The sequence below is a fragment of the Streptomyces griseicoloratus genome (genome assembly GCF_014534645.1).
GTDB classification, from domain to species: Bacteria; Actinomycetota; Actinomycetes; order Streptomycetales; family Streptomycetaceae; genus Streptomyces; species Streptomyces griseicoloratus.
On sequence record NZ_JACVQF010000184.1, the window covers coordinates 118853 to 134506 of the forward strand.

Below are 15654 nucleotides of genomic sequence, written 5' to 3' on the forward strand. Positions count from 1 at the left end.
GCGACGGCGGGGGGCGGGGAGCCGCGGTCGCGCCGGAAGCCGGACCCGCAGGGGACGACGAGGTGGCGGAGGTGCGGCCATGAGCAGGACCCGTCCCCCGGGCGAGGAGCCGGTGACCACGGCGTACGCCGCGCCGCCCGGCGCGCCGAAGCATCCCGTGGCCGCCGGGAGCGGTCAGCGGCCCGGCCCCGAGTGCGTCTCCCCGGCGCGGGAAGCGGCGCCGTCCGACCGGATCGAGGGGCTGCTCCTCGGGCTGGCCGCGGGCGACGCCGCCGGCTGGCCGGCCGCCCGCCACCGGGCCGCCCGGATGCCGGAATGGACCCGGCGCCTCACCCGCGAACTGGACACCTTCGCCGAGCAGAACGCGACCACCACGCTCCCCGTGCCCATCGCCCTGAACCAGCCCCCGGAGCCGCTGCGCCTCGGCCCGTCCGACGACGCCGAATGGGCGGCGTTCGCCGCGGAGGCCCTGCTGCGGGCCGGGGACGACGAAGCGCTCGGGGACCTGAGCCGGGAACGCCGGACCCGCGCCGCCATCGACCTCACCTGGAACGCCGTCGCCAGCGAAGTGGCCGCGGCGGCCGAACGCGCCCCCGAGGTCGAGTCGGCGGTGCTGCCCCTGCGCGCCCGGATCTCCGTCCGGGCCGGGCTCGGCAACCTCGCCACCGGCCTGCGCCCGCCCGCCACCGGCCACGACAATCCGCACTACTTCGACGACGCGGCCTGCGTGCGGGCCTGCGTCCTCGCCGTCGCCCACCGCGGCGACCCGCGGGGCGCCGCCGACCTCGCCGAGTTCGACGCCCGCTACACCCAGGACGGCGACGGCGTGCACGGCGCCCGGGCCATGGCGGCGGCGCTGGCCCGCGCCCTCGACGGTGCGGACGTGGACGCCTGCGTGACAGCCGCGCTCGCCGAGCTGCCCGGCGAGACCGAGATCGGCCGCAACGCCCGGCAGGCGCTGGCACTGGCGGCGCGGGCCGACAGCGCCTTCGCTCTCGGCCCGCTGCTGGAGCACCAGATCGTCGACCACGTCTACAGCTACGGCATCGCCGCCGCCGAGACGGTCCCGGTCGCCCTCGCCCTCGCCACCGCCGCCCGCGGCCGGCTCGCCGAGGCGGTGCCGGCCGCGGCCTGTCTGTCCCGGGTCGCGGACTCCGCTCCGGCGCTGGCGGGCGCCCTCACCGGCGCGCTCGGCGGCGGCGCGTCGGTCCCCGCGTCCTGGCGGGACGCCTGCCGCACGCTCCCCGGCTGCGTACTGCCCCGGCTCACCGGCACGGACCTGGTGGAACTCGCCGGGCTCCTGCAAGCCACGCAACCGTCCCGGCCAGGAGGATGATGCGGTCCATGACACCCCAAACAGGAGAAAACCGGACGGCCGGCCTGGAGGAGCGGATCACCGGAGCCCTCGTCGGCGCGGCCGTCGGCGACGCCCTCGGCGGCCCCGTCGAGGGCTACTCCCCCGAGCAGATCACCGAGCGGCACGGCGGCCGGATCCACGGCGTCGTCGGCCCCTGGAACGGCGACGCCTGGCGGACCGCCCGGCCCATCGCCCCGTACCACAAGGGCGACGGGCACGTCACCGACGACACCCTGATGACCCATGCGCTGGTCCGGATGTACGCCACGGTCCGCGACCACCTCGACGCCTACGCGGTCGCCGAGCACCTGGTCCCGGACCTGATGAACACCCCGCGCTGGATCCCCGAGCTGGAGGCCGAGGCGCTGCCGCTCCAGCGGATCTTCCTCGCGGAGAAGTGGCTCGTGGCCCGGCTGCACTACGGCCACGCCGACCCGCGCGAGGCGGGCGTCGGCAACATCGTCAACTGCGGTGCGGCCATGTACATGGCCCCGGTCGGCCTGGTCAACGCGGCCAACCCGGCGGGCGCGTACGCCGAGGCGCTGGACGTCGCGGGCGCGCACCAGTCGTCGTACGGCCGTGAGGCGGCCGGCGTCCTCGCGGCGGGCGTGGCCGCGGCGTGCGCGCCCGGCGCGAGCCCGGACTCGGTGGTGGCGGCCTGCCTGTCCCTGGCGAAGGACGGCACACGGGCCGCGATCGAGCAGGTCTGCGAAGTGGCCGCCCGCCACACCGACTTCGAGAGCGCCCTGCGCCCCCTGCGGGAGGCGGTGGCCCCCTACGACACGGTGGGCCCCGACTACCGCTCCCCCTCCCTGGCCGCCCGCCGCCCGTCCCGGCTGCACGCGATCGAGGAACTTCCCGTCGCCCTCGGCATGCTGCTGGTCTCCGGCGGCGACTTCCGGCACGCGGTCCTCGGCGCGGTGAACTACGGCCGCGACTGCGACTCCATCGCCACGATGGCGGGCGCGCTGGCCGGGGCCCTGGGCGCACCGGTCCCGGAGGACTGGGCGAAGACGGTCGCGGAGGCCAGCCGACTGGACCTGTGGCAGCCGGCGGCGGCGCTCACCGAGGTGACCCGGGAGATCTTCGAACGGGACGTACGACGGCGGCGCGCGCACGAGGAGGCGTTCGCCGGCATCGGCGGGACGAGCGGGGGGACCAGATGCTCCGACTGACCTGGGTCCAGCCCGAGGACCTGATCGGCCACGAACTGCGCCAGGCCGCCCAGGACGGCCGCGACCCGTCGGCGATCGCGGCCCGCTGGCGCGCGGCGGGCGGCTGCGACGCGCCCGCCCGGTCGGGCGCCTCCCCGGAACCGGCCTCCCCCTACCTGCGCCTGCTGGCGGAGGACCTGCTGGACGAACTGGCGGAACTCCCCGGCGAACTGGCCGCCACCGAACCGACGGACCTCGACCGGATCAAGGACCTGTGCCCCGACTGGCCGGACCGCCGGCCCGTGCACAGCCGGACCGCGCACGGCGACGGGCAGGCGTACCGGACGCGGCTGGAGGCCGCCTGGCTGGGCCGGGCCGCCGGCTGCCTGCTCGGCAAGCCCGTGGAGAAGCTGCCCCTGAGAGGCATCCGCCTCCTCGCACAGGCCGCCGGCAACTGGCCCCTGAAGACCTACTTCACCGCCCACGGCGTCCCCGCGGACCTCCTGACGGCCTACCCCTGGAACCGCCGCTCCGCGTCGAACTCCCTCGCCGAGAACATCGACGGCATGCCCGAGGACGACGACCTCAACTACTGCCTCCTCAACCTCCTGCTCCTCGGGCGCCACGGCAGGGCCTTCACCACCGCCGACGCGGCCCGCCTGTGGCTGGACGAACTCCCCGCCGGCCGCGCCTTCACCGCCGAGCGCGTCGCCTACCGCAACCTCCTCTCCGGCCTGGAACCCCCGCACACCGCCCGGCACCGCAACCCCTTCCGGGAGTGGATCGGCGCCCTGATCCGCGCCGACGTGCACGGCTGGACCAACCCCGGCGACCCGGCCGCCGCGGCCGAACAGGCGTACCGGGACGCGACTCTCACCCACACCGCCAACGGCGTCTACGCGGCGATGTTCGCGGCCGCGGTCCTCGCCACCGCCGCCACCGGCAGCCACGACGTCCACGCCTGTCTGCGCACCGGCCTCACCGTCGTCCCGCCCGGCTCCCGTCTCGCCCGGGCCGTCCGCCACGCCGTCGAACTCGCCGGGGCGCACGACGACTTCGACACCGTCGTGGACGAACTCCACGCCACGCACTCCCCCACCCACCACTGGGTCCACGCGGTGCCCAACACCGCGCTGATCGCCGCCGCCCTCACCCACGCGGACGGCGACTTCACCGGCTCCATCCGCCGTGCCGTCTCCGGCGGCTGGGACACGGACTCCGTCGGCGCCACCGCCGGCAGCGTCGCCGGGCTCCTCGCCGGCAGCCCCGGCGCCCTGCCCCACCACTGGACGGCGCCGCTGAAGAACCGTCTCTCCACCTCCGTCGCGGAGTTCGACGGAACCGGCTTCGACACCCTCGCCCACCTCACCCACCGGGAGGCCACCCGCCCATGACCGCCCCCTCCGCGCGTCCCGCGCCCCTGACCGGTCTGCGCGTCCTGGACCTCGCCACCCTCTTCGCGGGCCCCATCGCGGCCACCATGCTCGGCGACTTCGGTGCCGAGGTCGTCAAGGTCGAGCACCCCACCCGGCCCGACCCCTCCCGGGGCCACGGCCCGTCGAAGGACGGGGTGGGCCTGTGGTGGAAGGTGCTGGGCCGCAACAAGCGGGCGATCACCCTGGACCTGTCCAGGCCCGCCGGGCGGACCACCCTGCTCCGGCTCGCCGCGACCGCGGACGTGATCGTCGAGAACTTCCGCCCGGGGACCCTGGAGCGGTGGGACCTGGGCTGGGACGAGCTGTCCGCCGTCAATCCCCGGCTGGTACTGGCCCGGGTCACCGGCTTCGGCCAGTTCGGCCCCTACGCGCACCGCCCCGGCTTCGGCACCCTCGCCGAGGCGATGAGCGGCTTCGCCGCCATGACCGGCGAACCGGACGGACCCCCGACCCTGCCGCCCTTCGGTCTCGCCGACTCGATCGCCGGTCTGGCGACGGCGTACGCGGTGATGACGGCGCTCGCCGCCCGCGAGCGCACCGGCGAGGGCCAGGTCGTCGACATGGCGATCATCGAGCCGATGCTGATGGTGCTCGGTCCGCAGCCGCTCTGGTACGACCAGCTCGGCCACGTCCAGCCCCGCACCGGCAACCGCTCCCAGAACAACGCCCCGCGCAACACCTACCGCACCGCCGACGGCACCTGGGTCGCGGTGTCGACCTCGGCCCAGTCGGTGGCCGAACGCGTGATGCGCCTGGTCGGCCGCCCGGAACTGACCGACGAGCCGTGGTTCGCCACGGGTGCCGGCCGGGCCCGCCACGCGGACGTCCTGGACGAGGCGGTCGGCGACTGGATCGCCCGGCACACCCGGGCCGAGGTCCTGGCCGCCTTCGAGGAGGCCGAGGCCGCGGTGGCGCCCGTGCAGGACGTACGGGACGTGATGGCCGATCCGCAGTACCGGGCCCTGGACACCGTCACCACGGTCGACGATCCGGAGCTGGGCCCGCTGCGCATGCAGAACGTGCTGTTCCGGCTGTCCGCCACCCCCGGCGCGATCCGCTGGGCGGGCCGTCCGCACGGCGCGGACACCGAGGAGGTCCTCACCGAGCTGGGCCTGACCCCGGCGGACGTGAAGGGACTCCGCGAGGAGGGCGTCGTATGACAGCACCCCCGCTGACCTGGCTGTACGCCCCCGGGGACCGCCCGCGCGTGGTCGCCGGGGCGCTGGCCGCCGGTGCCGACGTCGTCGTGATCGACCTGGAGGACGCGGTCGCCCCCGACCGCAAGGACTACGCCCGTGACGCCACCGCCGAGCTGCTGACCGATCCGCAGCCCGTCCCGGTCCACGTCCGCGTGAACGCCCTGGACGGCCCGCTCGCCGCCGCGGACCTCGCGGCGGTGGCCGCGCTGCCGGGACTGTCCGGGCTGCGGCTGCCCAAGGTGACGTCCGCCGAGCAGATCACCGGCGTCGCCGAGGCCACCGCCGGCCCGCCCCTGTACGCGCTGCTGGAGACGGCCCTGGGCGTGGAGCGGGCGTACGGCATCGCCGCGTCCCATCCGTCGTTGCGCGGTGTCTTCCTCGGCGAGGCGGACCTCCGGGCCGACCTGGGGGTACGCGACGACACCGGACTCGACTGGTCCCGCTCCCGCGTGGTCGTGGCCGCGCGGGCGGCGGGTCTGGCGCCGCCCGCGCAGTCGGTGCATCCCGACACCCGGGACCTGGAGGGCCTGGCGGCCTCCTGCGCCCACGGCCGGGCCCTGGGCTTCCTCGGCCGTGCCGCCATCCACCCCCGTCAGCTGCCGATCATCGAGCGGGCCTATCTGCCGACCGAGCGGGAGCTGGAGGAGGCGGAGACGATTCTCAAGGCGGCCACGGCGCAGCCGGGCGCCCAGGCGCTGCCGGACGGCCGGTTCATCGACGCGGCGGTGGTGGCGGCGGCCCGGCGCACCCTGTCACTGGCCCGGCGCCCCTCGGTCCCCTGACCTGCGCCCCGGCACACGCGAGGGCGCCCGGAACATCCTCCGGGCGCCCTCGGTGGCGTGTGTGAGGCCGGGCGTCAGCTCTTCTTGGCCGACTCGGCGCCGTCCTTCACGTCGTCCTTGCCCTGTCCTTCGTCCTTGCCCTGTGTGCCGTCCCCGGCGTCGTCCGCGGCCTTCGGTTCGCCCTCGCCGTCCGAGTCCGTGCCGGACTTCGCCGCATCGTCCCCGGTCGCCTCACCGGACGCCGCCGCGGCCGGTTCGACCACGGCCTCCCGGCCCGGCCGCATCCGCGCGGAGAGCACGATGTACGTCACGGCGAGCAGGAACATGATCAGGGCGGTCCAGTTGTTCAGCCGGAGGCCCAGGATGTGGTGGGCGTCGTCGACGCGCAGGTACTCGGTCCAGAAGCGGCCCGCGCAGTACGCGGCGACGTACAGCGCGAACGCCCGGCCGTGGCCCAGCTGGAAGCGGCGGTCGGCCCAGATCACGAGCAGCGCGACACCGATGCACCACAGCGACTCGTACAGGAACGTCGGGTGGTAGGTGCCCGGTACCCGCCCGTCCGCCGAGGAGGTGATCTCCACGGCCCACGGCAGGTCGGTGGCCCGGCCGTACAGCTCCTGGTTGAACCAGTTGCCCCAGCGGCCGATGGCCTGGGCGAAGGCGATGCCGGGGGCGACGGCGTCGGCGTAGGCCGGCATCGGGATGCCCCGGCGCCGGGCGCCGATCCAGGCGCCCAGGGCTCCGAGGGCGATGGCGCCCCAGATGCCGAGGCCGCCCTCCCAGATCTTGAAGGCGTCCACCCAGTCACGGCCCTCGCTGAAGTACAGCTCGTAGTCCGTGATCACGTGGTAGAGCCGGCCGCCGACCAGGCCGAAGGGAACGGCCCAGACCGCGATGTCGGCCACCGTGCCGGCCCGCCCGCCGCGGGCGATCCAGCGCTTGTTGCCGAGCCAGACGGCAACGAAGACGCCGATGATGATGCAGAACGCGTAGCCGCGCAGCGGGATGGGACCGAGGTACAGCACCCCGCGCGACGGGCTGGGAATGAAGGCAAGTTCCATGGCAGGGTCGACGCTACCGTGTCGGACGCGACCCGCGCCGGGTGGCCCGGCTACGGGTCCGTAACGGGCGGGCGTGCGCCGGGCCCTACTTGTTGGCGTCCTGCACGAGTTGCTTCAGCTTGGCCGGGGTCATCGAGCGGTCCTGGTAGATGTTCCTGCCGTCCAGCAGCACGGTCGGCGTGCCGCTGAAGTCGCCGGTCGTGAACGCCTTGTTGGACTTCTCGACCCAGCTGTCGTGCGTGCCGTTCTTCACGCACTCCTGGAACGCGGGCGTGTCCAGGCCGTCCACCTTGCCCGCCAGCTCGATCAGCCTGCCGGTGTCGGCGAAGGCGTCGTCGGGCTCCGGCGGCTGGTTGTCGTACAGCACGTCGTGGTACGCCGGGAACTTGCCGGCGTCCTGGGCGCAGGCCGCGGCGTTGGCCGCCTTGGCGGAGCCGCTGCCGCCCATGTTGCCGTCGATGATCGTCGCCAGGCGGTACTCGGTCCTGAGCTGTCCCTTGCGGGTGAGCTCGTGGATCGTGTCGCGGTACGCCAGCTCGAAGGCCTTGCAGGCCGGGCAGCGGAAGTCCTCCCAGATGGTGAGCGTCGACTTGGCGCTCTCCTTGCCGACCGGGATCGCGAGGCTGTCCTTGCCCTGTGCGCCCGAGGGCGCGACGACCGGGCCCGCCGACTCGTCGTCGTCCTTGCCCGCGTTCGCCGCGATCACGCCGATCACCGCCGCCAGTCCCAGCACGCAGACCACCGACGCGCCCACGATCAGCGCGCGCCGGCGCTTGTCCCGGGCCTTCTGCTTCTCACGCTCGACCGCCAGCCGCTCCCGGGCGGTGCGCTTTCCCTCACGGTTCTTCTCGCTCACACCCCGCAGAACGAACCGGGGAGGCGCACCGCGCCTCCCCGGTCCCAGGTCCACCCGTACGAGGGAAACCCATATGCCGTTCCCGGTGGTCACACCTGCCGGCGTACGCCCTTCGCCAGGTCGGCGGCGAGCGCGCGGACGCCCTCGACCCCGGCGGCGTGGTCGGGGGCGTCCAGCATCCGCTTGACGAACGCGGAGCCGACGATCACGCCGTCGGCGAAGCGGGCGACCTCGGCGGCCTGTACGGCGTCGGAGACGCCGAGTCCGACGCAGACCGGGGTGTCGGTGGTGGCGCGGGTACGGCGCACCAGGTCCTCGGCCTGCGAGCTGACCGTCTCCCGGGTGCCGGTGACACCCATGAGGGAGGCGGCGTAGACGAAGCCGCTGCCGGCCGCGGTGATCTCGGCGAGCCGTTCGTCCTTGCTGCTGGGCGCGACCACGAAGACGGTGGCGAGCCCGTGCTTGTCGGCGTGCTCCCTCCACAGCGCCGACTCCTGGACGGGCAGGTCGGGCAGGATGCACCCGGCGCCGCCCGCCTCGGCCAGCTCGGCGGTGAAGCGCTCCACGCCGTAGCGGTCGATCGGGTTCCAGTACGTCATGACGAGGATCGGCTTGCCGGTGGCCTCGTACGCCTCGCGCACCGTGCGCATGACGTCGGCGATCTTCACTCCGCCGCGCAGGGCGATGTCGTCGGCGGTCTGGATGACCGGGCCGTCCAGCACCGGGTCGCTGTGCGGCAGACCGACCTCGACGACGTCGGCGCCGCCGTCCAGGGCGGCCTTGACCGCCTCGATGCCGCCGTCCACGGTCGGGAACCCGGCCGGGAGGTAGGCGATGAGGGCGGAGCGGCCCTCGGCCCTCGCCGCGGCGAGGGTGTCGTTCAGCAGCTGCACGTTCCCGCTCACTTGGCGTCCCCCTCGATCTCGGCGGTGGTGCCGGCCTCGTCGGCGGCGACCTCGGCGTCGGTGTCGTACAGGCCGAAGTAGCGGGCGGCGGTGTCCATGTCCTTGTCGCCTCGGCCGGACAGGTTGACGACGATCAGCCCGTCCTTGCCCAGCTCCCTGCCGACCTCCAGGGCGCCGGCCAGGGCGTGGGCGGACTCGATGGCCGGGATGATGCCCTCGGTGCGCGACAACAGGCGCAGCGCCTGCATGGCGGCGTCGTCGGTGACCGCGCGGTACTCGCCGCGGCCGGAGTCCTTGAGGTAGGAGTGCTCGGGGCCGATGCCGGGGTAGTCGAGGCCGGCCGAGATCGAGTAGGGCTCGGTGATCTGGCCCTCGTCGTCCTGGAGGACGTAGGACCGGGAGCCGTGCAGGATGCCGGGCTCGCCCGCGGTCAGGGTGGCCGCGTGCTCGCCGGTCTCGATGCCGTGGCCCGCGGGCTCGCAGCCGATGAGGCGGACACCCTCGTCGGGGATGAAGGCGTGGAAGAGGCCGATGGCGTTGGAGCCGCCGCCGACGCAGGCGATGGCGGCGTCGGGCAGGCGTCCGGCGCGCTCCAGGAGCTGGCGGCGGGCCTCGACGCCGATGACGCGGTGGAAGTCGCGGACCATGGCCGGGAAGGGGTGGGGGCCGGCGACGGTGCCGAACAGGTAGTGGGTGCGGTCGACGTTGGCGACCCAGTCGCGGAAGGCCTCGTTGATGGCGTCCTTCAGCGTGCGGCTGCCGGACTTCACGGCGATGACCTCGGCGCCGAGCATGCGCATCCGGGCCACGTTGAGGGCCTGCCGCCGGGTGTCGATCTCACCCATGTAGATCGTGCAGTCCAGGCCGAACAGCGCGCAGGCCGTCGCGGTCGCGACGCCGTGCTGGCCGGCGCCGGTCTCGGCGATGACGCGGGTCTTGCCCATGCGCTTGGTGAGCAGGGCCTGGCCGAGCACGTTGTTGATCTTGTGCGAGCCGGTGTGGTTCAGGTCCTCCCGCTTGAGGAAGACCCGGGCACCGCCGGCGTGCTCGGCGAACCGGGGCACCTCGGTGAGGGCGCTCGGGCGGCCGGTGTAGTTGGCCAGGAGGTCGTCGAGCTCGCGGGCGAACTCGGGGTCGGCCTTGGCCTTGTCGTACTCGACGGCCACCTCGTCGACGGCGGCGACGAGGGCCTCCGGGATGAACTTGCCGCCGAACGGGCCGAAGTAGCCTTCGGCGCTGGGGATCTGACCCTCTGGGTCGGGGATGAAGAACTGGCTGGGCATGCGTGAACCTCACGGTGAGTGTCGTTGGGGACTAATCGCCGTGGGGGCGGGGTCTGTCAGTCGGCTGCGAGCCCGTTGTGGCTGGTCGCGCCCGCGCGACGGAGTCGCATATTCAATACAGCCCCGCGCCCCTGCAAGCAGGGCGCTGCCATCGACGGCCGTTCACCTGCCCAGGTTCGTCACCGATGACGTACCTCACCCGGCGGCCGTGCACCCGGCGTGCGGGCGCGCGGCAGCCTCGGGGCCGGCAGCCGCGCGCGAGGCGGGCGTACGGGTCCCGGGTCGTCAGGGTGATGGGGAGCGTCATCGGCGCCAAGCCTACCGGGGTCAGCCTCTGCCGTGGCGCAGTGCCGGGTGTTCGCCGGCCGCGACCAGGTCGGAGACGGCCGTCTTCGGGTCGCGGCCGGTGACCAGGGACTCGCCGACCAGGACGGCGTCGGCGCCCTCGTTGGCGTAGGCGATGAGGTCGTGGGGGCCGCGGACGCCGGACTCGGCGACCTTGACGATGCCGGCCGGGATCTCCGGGGCGACCCGCTCGAAGGTGCCGCGGTCGACCTCCAGCGTCTTCAGGTTGCGGGCGTTGACACCGATGACCTTGGCGCCGGCGTCCACCGCGCGCTCGACCTCTTCCTCGTCGTGCACCTCGACGAGCGGGGTGAGCCCGATGGACTCGGCCCGCTCGATCAGCGACTCCAGGGCCGGCTGGTCGAGGGCCGCGACGATCAGCAGTGCCAGGTCGGCGCCGTAGGCGCGGGCCTCCCACAGCTGGTACGAGGTGACGATGAAGTCCTTGCGCAGTACGGGGATGTCCACGCGTGCGCGGACCGCCTCCAGGTCGGCCAGCGAGCCGCCGAAGCGGCGCTGTTCGGTGAGGACGGAGATGACGGCAGCACCCCCGGCCTCGTAGTCCGCGGCGAGTCCGGCCGGGTCGGCGATGGCCGCCAGCGCGCCCTTGGAGGGGCTGGACCGCTTGACCTCGCAGATCACCTTGACGCCGTCGCCGCGCAGTGCGGTCACGCCGTCCTTGGCGGGGCGAGCCTTGGCCGCGCGCTCCTTGAGCTCGTCGAGGCTGACGCGCGCCTGCCGCTCCGCGAGGTCGGCACGGACTCCGTCGATGATCTCGTCGAGCACACTCACGCGAGCGGCCCCCTTCCTGACGGCGGAATCTGTGGTCACTGCGATGGTATCCGGAGGAGGGCCCGGGTCTCGCATCCGGTTGACGGCGGTCCCACTACCTGGACATTCGACGGGTGATCAAGGCAGCAGCCAGCCACCGAACGGCAGGTTCCGGACAACGGTGAAGAGCAGCAGCAACGCCCCCAGCGTCCACAGGTGCACGGGTCCGAGGTCGATGCGGAGCGGCCGGCCGCGTGCCGCGCGGACCACCCAGACGGTCCACAGCACCGCGAAGCCCAGGAAGCCGGCGACGGCCGGCGCGTTGGCGTGCAGCGCGGTCAGGACGTCGCCGTGGACGAAGGCGTGGGCGCTGCGCAGGCCCCCGCAGCCGGGGCAGTAGATGCCGGTGAAGCGCAGCAGCGGGCATACGGGGTAGTGGCCGGGCTCGTTGGGGTCCACGCGCCCCACGTACGCGAAGGCACCGGCGACGGCCGCGAGCACTCCGGCCGGGACGGCCAGCCGGCCCGCGAGGACCGCGGCGGTCGGGCGGGTCGGGCCGGTCGGCGCGGCCGAGCCGGTCGGGCCGGTCGGCGGGGGTGTGGTCGTGCTGTACGGCGGCGGCTTCCGGCTCTGGGCGTCCACGCCCCGCATTCTGCCCCGCACGGGCCGTACCCGCACGTGAGGGGCGGACCCGGCACCCGTGTGCCGGATCCGCCCCTCGGGAAGCGGGGTGGGCGACCGCCCTACCGGGTCAGCCCTCGACGCCGGCCGGCTGGCGCTTGTCGGCGACCTGGTGGACGGGGTGGACGTGCTTCGGCTGGCCGAGGCCCATCATCCGCATGATGCCGCCGACGACGGCGCCGAGGAGCGTGATGGCCATGCCGGCCCAGAAGCCCACCGGCTGCGCCATCACCATGAACGCGCCCGCGACGCAGAAACCGATGAAGGCGATGATGACACCGGTCCAGGCGGCCGGGGTGTGACCGTGGCTGCTGCCCGCCATTGCTTGCTCCTCGTTGCTGTGTACGTGTCTGAGCAGGACGCTCGCGCCCATTGTCCCGCACGCGTGCGCGTCCGGTGATCGGGGGTGGTCCCCGCGTGCCCGCGGCGGTGTCCGGTGTGTGCCGGTGACCGGGTGCCCGCCCGTACGGGGCCGAATCCCACGCGCGAGCGGGAGGTTCAGGCGCCGGTCGGGTCCTCGCCCCGGTCGAGGGCCTTCCAGAGGTCCTCGGGGCGGTCGGGGTCGGCGGCCGCCTGCGCCGTGCGGCGCGGACGGGCGGCACCCCGCTCGTAGCGGCCGGACATCGCGGGCCACTGCCGGCCGTAGCGCAGGGCCAGCAGTCCGGCCAGCAGGAGCAGGACGCCGCCCACGGCGGCGACGTAGGGCCAGGCGGTGTGCGAGAGGGCGTCCACGGTGGCCGAGGTGTCGCCGGCGGCCTTGGCGGCCTTGTCGTCGAGCGCGGAGCTGTCGGTGGCGCCCAGCAGGGCGGCGGCGACGGTGCCGGCACCGCACAGCGCGAGCAGGGCGGCGACGGCGAACCGCCCGGCGCGGCGGACGGCGAAGACGGCGACGAGGGCGGCGAGGCCCACTATGGCGAGCGCCGCGGGGACGCCGGTGACGTCGCTGCCCTTGGCGGTCAGGGGGAACGCGCCGCCGGCCACCGTCGCGGTGCCCTCCGACCACTCCTGCCGGGTGGCGAGCAGGGCGACGGCCGCGCCGAGAGCACCGCAGAGGAGGGCGAGGGCGAGGCTCCGGCGGCCGGCCCGGGCGGGCCCTGCGGCTTGGCTACGGGGGTGAGGAACAGCAGTCACGTACTCCACTATCGCCCGAACCCCGGGCGAACCGTCACCCGGGGTTCGGTAAGGGGACGTGAGAAGCGCCCTATCGACCCAGCCGGTTGGCGGTGTGCACCGCCCGCAGCACGGCCGCCGCCTTGTTGCGGCACTCGGTGTCCTCGGCGACCGGGTCGGAGTCGGCGACGACGCCCGCGCCCGCCTGGACGTAGGCGGTGCCGTCGCGCAGCAGGGCCGTGCGGATGGCGATCGCCGTGTCGGAGTCGCCCGCGAAGTCGAGGTAGCCGACGCAGCCGCCGTACAGACCGCGCCGGGACGGCTCCAGTTCGTCGATGATCTGCAGGGCGCGCGGCTTCGGGGCGCCCGAGAGCGTGCCGGCCGGGAAGCAGGCGGTGAGGACGTCGAAGGCGGTCCGGCCCGGGGCGACGCGTCCGGTCACCGTCGAGACGATGTGCATGACGTGCGAGTACCGCTCGACGGACATGAAGTCGACGACCTCGACCGAGCCGGGCTCGCAGACCCGCCCCAGGTCGTTGCGGCCCAGGTCGACCAGCATGAGGTGCTCGGCGCGCTCCTTGGGGTCGGCGAGCAGTTCCTCGGCGAGGGCCTGGTCCTCCTGCGGGGTGGCGCCGCGGGGCCGGGTGCCGGCGATGGGGTGGACCATGGCCCGCCCGTCCTCGACCTTGACCAGCGCCTCGGGGGACGATCCGACGACGTCGAAGCCGTCGAAGCGGAACAGGTACATGTACGGGGACGGGTTGGTGGCCCTGAGGACCCGGTACACGTCCAGCGCGCTCGCCGTGCACGGCGTCTCGAACCGCTGCGAGGGCACGACCTGGAAGGCCTCGCCCGCGCGGATGCGCTCCTTGATGTCCTCGACGGCCTCCTGGAAGTCGGGGCCGCCCCACAGCGCGGTGTACTCGGGCAGCTCGGAGGGCGGCAGCGCGGCCGGGGGCTGGGCGACGGCGCGCGTGAGGTCGGCCTCCATGGCGTCCAGGCGGGCCACGGCGTCGGCGTACGCCTCGTCGACGCCCGTCTCCAGGTCGTTGTGGTTGATCGCGTTGGCGATCAGCAGGACGGAGCCCTCCCAGTGGTCCATGACGGCGAGGTCGCTGGTGAGCAGCATGGTCAGCTCGGGGAGCTTCAGGTCGTCCCGCTCGCCGGGGCCGACCTTCTCCAGGCGGCGCACGATGTCGTAGCCGAGGTAGCCGACCATGCCGCCGGTGAAGGGGGGCAGGCCGAGGTCGTGGGCGAGGTCGCGGGGGGTGTGCAGGGCCTCGACGGTGGCGCGCAGGGCGGCGAGCGGGTCGCCGCCGGTGGGGACGCCGACGGGCGGGGTGCCCAGCCAGTGCGCCCGCCCGTCGCGCTCGGTGAGGGTGGCGGCACTGCGGACGCCGACGAAGGAGTAGCGGGACCAGGAGCGCCCGTTCTCCGCGGACTCCAGCAGGAAGGTGCCGGGGCGCTCGGCGGCGAGCTTGCGGTAGAGCGCGACCGGGGTGTCGCCGTCGGCGAGGAGCTTGCGGGTGACCGGGATGACCCGGCGGTCGGTGGCGAGCTTGCGGAAGGTGTCGAGGTCCATGGCGGCCGACCCTACTGATCCGCGGCGGACGCGGGGGAGCCCGCGCCGTCCTTGAGGAGCACGTCGGCGTCGAAGCAGGTGCGGGCGCCGGTGTGGCAGGCGGCGCCGACCTGGTCGACCTTGACCAGGACGGTGTCGGCGTCGCAGTCCAGGGCGACGGACTTCACCCACTGGACGTGTCCGGAGGTGTCGCCCTTGACCCAGTACTCCCGGCGGCTGCGCGACCAGTACGTGCAGCGGCCGGTGGTGAGTGTGCGGTGCAGAGCCTCGTCGTCCATCCAGCCGAGCATCAGCACCTCCCCCGTGTCGTACTGCTGGGCGATGGCGGGCAGGAGGCCGTCGGCGCTGCGCTTGAGGCGGGCGGCGATCTCCGGGTCGAGCGGGCTGGGCCGCCGGGGGGAGCTGCTGGTCATGACGCCCATTGTGCCGCGCCCGAGGCCCCCTCCCGGGCACTGTCCACTGGGCGGACCCGGGGAGCGGTCGTAGGCTGACTCCATGTCGACATTCGCCAAGCGTGAACGACTTCTGCTCGCCGACCTGTTGGAGACGGCGGGCCCGGACGCCCCCACGCTGTGCGAGGGCTGGCGTACCCGGGACCTCGCCGCCCACGTGGTGGTGCGCGAGCGCCGGCCGGACGCCGCCGGGGGCACCCTGATCAAACAGCTGGCGTCCCGGCTGGACCGGGTGATGGACGAGTACGGCGCCAAGCCGTACGAGGAGCTGATCCAGCTCATCCGCACCGGTCCGCCGCGCTTCTCGCCGTTCTCGCTCAAGCAGATCGACGAGGCGGCGAACACGGTGGAGTTCTACGTCCACGCGGAGGACGTCCGCCGCGCCCAGCCCGACTGGACGCCGCGCGAGCTGGACCCGGTGTTCCAGGACACCCTGTGGTCCCGGCTGGAGCGGACCGCCCGCCTGATGGGGCGCGGCATCCCGACCGGTCTGGTGCTGCGCCGGCCGAACGGCCAGACGGCGGTCGCCCACCGCGGCACGCCGGTGGTGACGGCGACGGGCGAGCCGTCCGAGCTGCTGCTGTTCGCCTACGGCCGGCAGAGCGCCGCGAAGGTGGAGCTGGAGGGCGAGAAGGAGGCGATCGCCCAGCTGCACGAGACGAAGCGGCTCGGCATCTGAG

Annotated in this window: 17 protein-coding genes; 6 read left to right on the forward strand and 11 right to left on the reverse strand. The window is 74.1% G+C overall.

All coding sequences use genetic code 11. The annotated features are described in order from the left end of the window. Nucleotides 1–79: 79 nt before the first annotated feature. From H0H10_RS11840 to H0H10_RS11860, 5 genes are read left to right on the forward strand one after another with little or no spacing between them, the layout of a single operon-like run. A complete protein-coding gene (locus tag H0H10_RS11840; protein ID WP_188180859.1) occupies nt 80–1336 on the forward strand; it encodes an ADP-ribosylglycohydrolase family protein in 1257 nt (418 codons plus the stop codon). Nucleotides 1337–1344: 8 nt separating this feature from the next. Further along, a complete protein-coding gene (locus H0H10_RS11845; RefSeq protein ID WP_188180860.1) occupies nt 1345–2532 on the forward strand; it encodes an ADP-ribosylglycohydrolase family protein in 1188 nt (395 codons plus the stop codon). Further along, nucleotides 2520–3905 (forward strand): ADP-ribosylglycohydrolase family protein, encoded by a 1386-nt coding sequence (locus H0H10_RS11850; RefSeq protein WP_188180861.1) that lies wholly within the window; start codon nt 2520–2522, stop codon nt 3903–3905. The genes H0H10_RS11845 and H0H10_RS11850 overlap by 13 nt, the downstream gene beginning before the upstream one ends. Further along, a complete protein-coding gene (locus H0H10_RS11855; RefSeq protein ID WP_188180862.1) occupies nt 3902–5107 on the forward strand; it encodes a CaiB/BaiF CoA transferase family protein in 1206 nt (401 codons plus the stop codon). The genes H0H10_RS11850 and H0H10_RS11855 overlap by 4 nt, the downstream gene beginning before the upstream one ends. Then, nucleotides 5104–5928, forward strand: a complete 825-nt coding sequence (locus tag H0H10_RS11860) for an HpcH/HpaI aldolase/citrate lyase family protein (protein WP_188180863.1) — start codon at nt 5104–5106, stop codon at nt 5926–5928. The genes H0H10_RS11855 and H0H10_RS11860 overlap by 4 nt, the downstream gene beginning before the upstream one ends. A 74-nt stretch (nt 5929–6002) precedes the next feature. Here H0H10_RS11860 and lgt read toward each other — a convergent pair whose 3' ends face one another. The 11 genes from lgt to hisI all read right to left on the reverse strand — a co-directional run bounded on the left by lgt (nt 6003) and on the right by hisI (nt 14944). Beyond that, nucleotides 6003–6989: a prolipoprotein diacylglyceryl transferase gene (gene lgt, locus H0H10_RS11865; protein WP_188180864.1), complete on the reverse strand. Its 987-nt coding sequence runs from the start codon at nt 6987–6989 to the stop codon at nt 6003–6005. A gap of 85 nt (nt 6990–7074) precedes the next feature. Beyond that, complete coding sequence (locus H0H10_RS11870) at nt 7075–7845, reverse strand: DsbA family protein (RefSeq protein ID WP_188180865.1); 771 nt, start codon at nt 7843–7845, stop codon at nt 7075–7077. 89 nt (nt 7846–7934) lie between these two features. Beyond that, nucleotides 7935–8750 carry a tryptophan synthase subunit alpha gene (gene trpA, locus H0H10_RS11875; protein ID WP_188180866.1) on the reverse strand — a complete coding sequence of 272 codons (816 nt, stop codon included), beginning with the start codon at nt 8748–8750 and terminating at the stop codon, nt 7935–7937. Continuing rightward, a complete protein-coding gene (trpB, locus tag H0H10_RS11880) occupies nt 8747–10033 on the reverse strand; it encodes a tryptophan synthase subunit beta (protein ID WP_188180867.1) in 1287 nt (428 codons plus the stop codon). Before trpB ends, trpA begins: the two co-directional genes overlap by 4 nt. Nucleotides 10034–10145: 112 nt before the next feature. Continuing rightward, nucleotides 10146–10340 carry a tryptophan biosynthesis modulator TrpM gene (gene trpM, locus H0H10_RS41220; RefSeq protein ID WP_373566830.1) on the reverse strand — a complete coding sequence of 65 codons (195 nt, stop codon included), beginning with the start codon at nt 10338–10340 and terminating at the stop codon, nt 10146–10148. 20 nt (nt 10341–10360) lie between these two features. Continuing rightward, on the reverse strand, nt 10361–11170 hold the full coding sequence (trpC, locus tag H0H10_RS11885) for an indole-3-glycerol phosphate synthase TrpC (RefSeq protein ID WP_188180868.1): 810 nt from the start codon (nt 11168–11170) through the stop codon (nt 10361–10363). 117 nt (nt 11171–11287) lie between these two features. Further along, nucleotides 11288–11800: a DUF2752 domain-containing protein gene (locus H0H10_RS11890; RefSeq protein ID WP_188181049.1), complete on the reverse strand. Its 513-nt coding sequence runs from the start codon at nt 11798–11800 to the stop codon at nt 11288–11290. 100 nt (nt 11801–11900) lie between these two features. Continuing rightward, a complete protein-coding gene (locus H0H10_RS11895) occupies nt 11901–12152 on the reverse strand; it encodes an HGxxPAAW family protein (RefSeq protein ID WP_188180869.1) in 252 nt (83 codons plus the stop codon). Nucleotides 12153–12328: 176 nt separating this feature from the next. Further along, nucleotides 12329–12970: a TIGR02234 family membrane protein gene (locus H0H10_RS11900; protein ID WP_188180870.1), complete on the reverse strand. Its 642-nt coding sequence runs from the start codon at nt 12968–12970 to the stop codon at nt 12329–12331. Nucleotides 12971–13031: 61 nt separating this feature from the next. Beyond that, entirely contained in the window at nt 13032–14522 is a 1491-nt protein-coding gene (locus H0H10_RS11905; protein ID WP_188180871.1) for an anthranilate synthase component I, read from the reverse strand. 11 nt (nt 14523–14533) lie between these two features. Then, complete coding sequence (gene hisI / locus H0H10_RS11910) at nt 14534–14944, reverse strand: phosphoribosyl-AMP cyclohydrolase (RefSeq protein WP_373566831.1); 411 nt, start codon at nt 14942–14944, stop codon at nt 14534–14536. A 73-nt stretch (nt 14945–15017) separates the two neighbouring features. Here hisI and H0H10_RS11915 point away from each other — a divergent pair, with 73 nt between their 5' ends. After that, nucleotides 15018–15653, forward strand: coding sequence for a TIGR03085 family metal-binding protein (locus tag H0H10_RS11915; RefSeq protein ID WP_188180873.1), 636 nt, complete (start codon nt 15018–15020; stop codon nt 15651–15653). The last annotated feature ends 1 nt before the right edge of the window (nt 15654 follow it).

What these genes read in the sequence shown, in the direction of transcription:
- H0H10_RS11840 (WP_188180859.1), top strand. Translation starts at nt 80, where the DNA reads ATGAGCAGGACCCGTCCCCCGGGCGAGGAGCCGGTGACCACGGCGTAC.
- H0H10_RS11845 (WP_188180860.1), top strand. Translation starts at nt 1,345, where the DNA reads ATGACACCCCAAACAGGAGAAAACCGGACGGCCGGCCTGGAGGAGCGG.
- H0H10_RS11850 (WP_188180861.1), top strand. Translation starts at nt 2,520, where the DNA reads ATGCTCCGACTGACCTGGGTCCAGCCCGAGGACCTGATCGGCCACGAA.
- H0H10_RS11855 (WP_188180862.1), top strand. Translation starts at nt 3,902, where the DNA reads ATGACCGCCCCCTCCGCGCGTCCCGCGCCCCTGACCGGTCTGCGCGTC.
- H0H10_RS11860 (WP_188180863.1), top strand. Translation starts at nt 5,104, where the DNA reads ATGACAGCACCCCCGCTGACCTGGCTGTACGCCCCCGGGGACCGCCCG.
- lgt (WP_188180864.1), bottom strand. Translation starts at nt 6,989, where the DNA reads ATGGAACTTGCCTTCATTCCCAGCCCGTCGCGCGGGGTGCTGTACCTC.
- trpB (WP_188180867.1), bottom strand. Translation starts at nt 10,033, where the DNA reads ATGCCCAGCCAGTTCTTCATCCCCGACCCAGAGGGTCAGATCCCCAGC.
- trpM (WP_373566830.1), bottom strand. Translation starts at nt 10,340, where the DNA reads ATGACGCTCCCCATCACCCTGACGACCCGGGACCCGTACGCCCGCCTC.
- H0H10_RS11890 (WP_188181049.1), bottom strand. Translation starts at nt 11,800, where the DNA reads ATGCGGGGCGTGGACGCCCAGAGCCGGAAGCCGCCGCCGTACAGCACG.
- H0H10_RS11895 (WP_188180869.1), bottom strand. Translation starts at nt 12,152, where the DNA reads ATGGCGGGCAGCAGCCACGGTCACACCCCGGCCGCCTGGACCGGTGTC.
- H0H10_RS11905 (WP_188180871.1), bottom strand. Translation starts at nt 14,522, where the DNA reads ATGGACCTCGACACCTTCCGCAAGCTCGCCACCGACCGCCGGGTCATC.
- hisI (WP_373566831.1), bottom strand. Translation starts at nt 14,944, where the DNA reads ATGGGCGTCATGACCAGCAGCTCCCCCCGGCGGCCCAGCCCGCTCGAC.
- H0H10_RS11915 (WP_188180873.1), top strand. Translation starts at nt 15,018, where the DNA reads ATGTCGACATTCGCCAAGCGTGAACGACTTCTGCTCGCCGACCTGTTG.